The sequence below is a fragment of the Rhodoferax sp. genome (assembly GCF_037143375.1).
Classification (GTDB): Bacteria; Pseudomonadota; Gammaproteobacteria; order Burkholderiales; family Burkholderiaceae_C; genus Rhodoferax.
This window is the reverse complement of sequence record NZ_JBAWYV010000237.1, coordinates 1-3,591: the sequence shown is the minus strand read 5'-3', so window position 1 is coordinate 3,591 and position 3,591 is coordinate 1. Positions and strand designations below refer to the sequence as shown.

At 59.2% G+C, this 3,591-nt stretch carries 5 protein-coding genes; all 5 read right to left on the bottom strand.

The features are described from left to right. Positions 1–118 precede the first annotated feature (118 nt). Positions 119–802, bottom strand: a complete 684-nt coding sequence (locus tag WCG50_RS18305; RefSeq protein ID WP_336901032.1) for a nitroreductase — start codon at positions 800–802, stop codon at positions 119–121. Between the two features lie 54 nt (positions 803–856). Continuing rightward, positions 857–1,108, bottom strand: a complete 252-nt coding sequence (locus WCG50_RS18300; protein ID WP_336901031.1) for an ORF6N domain-containing protein — start codon at positions 1,106–1,108, stop codon at positions 857–859. A 134-nt stretch (positions 1,109–1,242) separates the two neighbouring features. Continuing rightward, positions 1,243–1,524 carry a type II toxin-antitoxin system RelE/ParE family toxin gene (locus tag WCG50_RS18295; RefSeq protein WP_336901030.1) on the bottom strand — a complete coding sequence of 94 codons (282 nt, stop codon included), beginning with the start codon at positions 1,522–1,524 and terminating at the stop codon, positions 1,243–1,245. Between the two features lie 2 nt (positions 1,525–1,526). Next, positions 1,527–1,769: a hypothetical protein gene (locus WCG50_RS18290; RefSeq protein WP_336901029.1), complete on the bottom strand. Its 243-nt coding sequence runs from the start codon at positions 1,767–1,769 to the stop codon at positions 1,527–1,529. Between the two features lie 64 nt (positions 1,770–1,833). Beyond that, on the bottom strand, positions 1,834–3,591 hold a 1,758-nt coding region (locus tag WCG50_RS18285; RefSeq protein ID WP_336901028.1), incomplete at its 5' end, for an FtsX-like permease family protein.

The window sequence follows — 3,591 nt, the reverse complement described above, 5'->3', positions numbered from 1 at the left end:
GTTACACGCGATTCTCATTCCGTTTCCAGATCGATAGGAGATTAGGCGCGAAGCCTTCGAGAGTGCTTTAGCACGGCAAGGCAAAGCAACGACATATCGTATTGATCTGGAAATGGAATCAGGTGATGACGCGAAAGTAGTCTTCCAGATCGCAACGTGTCGTCTGCGCCTGGTTCACCGGCGCCGCCTCGTCGGCATAGCCCAGCGCCAACCCGCAAACAATAGAGCACTGTTCATCCAGTTTCAGGCAGCTGCGCACCCGGTTCGGGTAAGACGCCAAGGCACCAATGGCGCAGGTCGCCAGTCCGTGTGATTGCGCAGCCAGCATCAGACCATAAATGGCCATGCCCAAATCTAGGTAGCCGCCGCTGCCGAAATCGCGCGCAATCGTGATGACCAAGGCCACAGGCGCGTCAAAGAATTTAAAGTTGCGCTCAAACTGAGCATCTCGTCCGGCCCGATCCGCGCGCCCAATACCCAGCGCGCCATACAAGGCCTGGGCTGATGCGGCTTGGCGGCGCTTGAGGGCCATCGGCATCGGCTGGGGGAAGTACGAATAATCCTCCACTTCTTGCTGCCCGTTGCGCCAAGCTTCAATCAGGTTGCTGGAAAGCTGCTCCCTGGCCGCGCCCTGAATCGACAAAATGGCACCCGGTTGCAAATTGGAGCCGCTGGGCGCGCGGCGGGCACTCGTCAAAACGTGTTGCAGCAGCTTATCTGGCACTTGTTTTGGCAAATAGGCGCGAACCGATTGCCGGTCTGTGACCAACTTGGAAAAGGCTTCTGAAATGGGGGATGTCACGGTTTACATGAAGGTGAAAGGGTTTATCAAATAGGGACGCGTACAGTAGCCGCCCTAACTTGACATCTCAAATTGCGACATCAAGTCCGAGAACTCATCGATGCTCAGCTGAAACATGAAGTCTGCTGGAAGCCGGCGAACGCTCCGGTTCACAGCTTGGTTAAAGACCCGCGTTTCGACTTTATAAAAATCAGCAAAATCAGCATCCAGCATGACCCGCTGCCCGCGATTCACCAAAATTCGCCCTGCCAGCGCTTGAGGCGAAAGTGCCGCTTTGGCGGTGCCGCGTAATAGTTTTGGAGTCATTTCTTCCCCTGATTGTTATCCGGGCATTATTATGCCGGCCATTCTAGGCGCACTCAGAAATTTATAACAAATCAGCCTCTAGCCCAGGTAGAACCTGCGCAAGCAGCTATTTAATATATAGCACCTCAATCACACTAAAACCGCTGCGGCCAGAGCCGGGCGACATGCTGGATGCGCAGTATTTGCACCACGTCGTCTTTCACGCGATAAGGCACCACGTCATTCTCATGCACCACCAGTTCACGCGTGCCGGGCACCCGACCGGGGCGGCCCATGGCGGGAAACCGGGCCAGAAGATTCGTTTTATCCTTGATTTCGCCAACGAATGAACCGGCTCGCACGGGGTTGTCTCGTGCAATGTAGGCCGCAATCGCGTCCAGATTTTCAAGCGCCTTGCGGGTCCAACGGACATCCATGCTCAGTGGCCGTATTTGGCAAAAACGGTACTCACTTCATCTACTGTGGCGAAATCGCCCTGATCAGCTTCCTGCAAGCCCGCCTGGATGTCGGCAATTTGCCATTGCTCCTGGCTGACATAACTTTTGAGTGCCTCAACAGTGAGAAAACTCTTGGTGCACCCAGTTGCCTGCACCAATTGTTCAAGTTGGCCGTGCAGGTCAGCGGGCAGGCGCACATTCAGGATTTTTTCAACAGTGCTCATGGCGATTGACTCCTATCGTAATATTTTGAAAGTGCATGTCATACAAACGTTGAGTCAACCCACTTTACTGCGCAGCCCGCCGCAGTGTTTCCACCACCGGGCGGCGCAGCACGTCGCGCAAACCCCACCAACCGGCGGCCAGCGCCAGCAAGGCGCCGCTCAGCGCGCCAGCCAGGGGCACCCACAGCGAGACGTGCCACTCGAACGCAAACACATACTTGGCCAAGGCCCAGCCCAGCGCGCTGGCCACCACCGAGGCCAAAAATCCCGCCAACAGGCCCACGCCCATCAACTCGGCGCGCTGCACTTGACGCAGCAAGCTGCTTTGCGCCCCGACCGCCCGCATGATGGCGAACTCGCGGGCGCGCTCCTCACGCGTGGCAGTCACGGCGGCAAACAGCACCACCAAGCCGGCCGCCAGCGTGAAGCCAAACAAAAACTCCACCGCGCCGATGACCTGGTCGAGCACCCGCTGAATCTGCGCCAGCGTGCTGGTCATGTCGACGCTGGTGATGTTGGGGAAACGGCGCACCAGCGCGTTGTCAAACCCGGGCGTGGCGGGCGCCTTGAAGGCGCTCATGTAGGTGGCGGGCACATTGGCCAGGTTTTTGACCGGGTACATGACAAAGAAGTTGGCCCGCATGGAGCCCCAATCAACCTTGCGCAAGGAGGTGATTTTTGAGTCAGTTTGCACCCCACCCACATCAAAGCGCAGACGGTCGCCCAATTGCAGTCCGAGCGTTTTGGCAATGCCTTCTTCGACACTGATGGCGCCCGGCTCTTCGTCCGTCCAGCGCCCGGCCACCACACTATTTTGCGAAGGTTTGATGGCGCTGTTGGACAGGTTGAACTCGCGGTCCACCAGCCGTTTGGCCCGATCATCGGCATAGTCATCGGGCGTTACGACTTTGTCGTTCACGGCCACGAGACGGCCTCGAATCATCGGATACCAGTCAAATTTAGCAACGCCCGCATCGCGCAGCGCCTGGGTAAAAGCTTCGCCCTGCTCCGGCATGACGTTGATGACAAAGCGGTTCGGCGCATCCGGCGGCGTGGCCTGACGCCAGCTGCTGATCAGGTCGGTGCGCAGCAGCACCAGCAACACCAGCGCCAGCAAGCCCACTGCCAGCGCGCTGACCTGCACTACGGCAAAGGCCGGGCGGGCCGAGATTTGCCGCGTGGCCAGCACCAGCCAGCGCGGCGCGGTGCTTTCGTTCACGGTGCGTCGCAGCAGCTTGACGGCCAGCCAGCTCAGCAAGGCGAACACGACCACCGCGCCAGCAAAGCCCCCCACGGCGATCAGTCCCATCTTGAGGTCGCTGCTGGCCGCCAACAGCAAGGTGGCAAACCCGGCAACGCCCACGCCCAGCACGCCAAGGGAGGCCGGTTTGAGGTTGCCAACATCACGGCGAATCACGCGCAGCGGTGGCACCTGTGCCAATTGCAGCACCGGCGGCAGTCCAAACGCCATCAGCAGCGTGAGGCCCATGCCCATGCCAAACAGCACCGGCCAGAGCGTCGGTGGCGGCAGTGCGGAATCCACCAAACCCGCCAACAGAATGACGAAACCAAAGTGCACAGCAAAGCCCGCCACCACGCCAAGGCCGCTGGCCAACACCCCAATGACCGCGAACTCAAAGGTGTAACTGGCGGCCATGGTGCGCTGGCTCAAGCCCAGCACGCGCAGCATGGCGCAATCGTCCAGATGGTTGTTGGCAAAGCCGCGCGCTGCCAGCGCCACCGCCACGGCACTTAACAAGGCCGAGAGCAAGGCAATCAGGTTGAGAAACTTCTCGGCGCGGTCCAGCGTCTGGCTCACTTC

Excerpts from the sequence above, each read along its gene's own strand:
- WCG50_RS18300 (WP_336901031.1), bottom strand. The coding sequence starts at position 1,108 with ATGACTCCAAAACTATTACGCGGCACCGCCAAAGCGGCACTTTCGCCT.
- WCG50_RS18295 (WP_336901030.1), bottom strand. The coding sequence starts at position 1,524 with ATGGATGTCCGTTGGACCCGCAAGGCGCTTGAAAATCTGGACGCGATT.
- WCG50_RS18290 (WP_336901029.1), bottom strand. The coding sequence starts at position 1,769 with ATGAGCACTGTTGAAAAAATCCTGAATGTGCGCCTGCCCGCTGACCTG.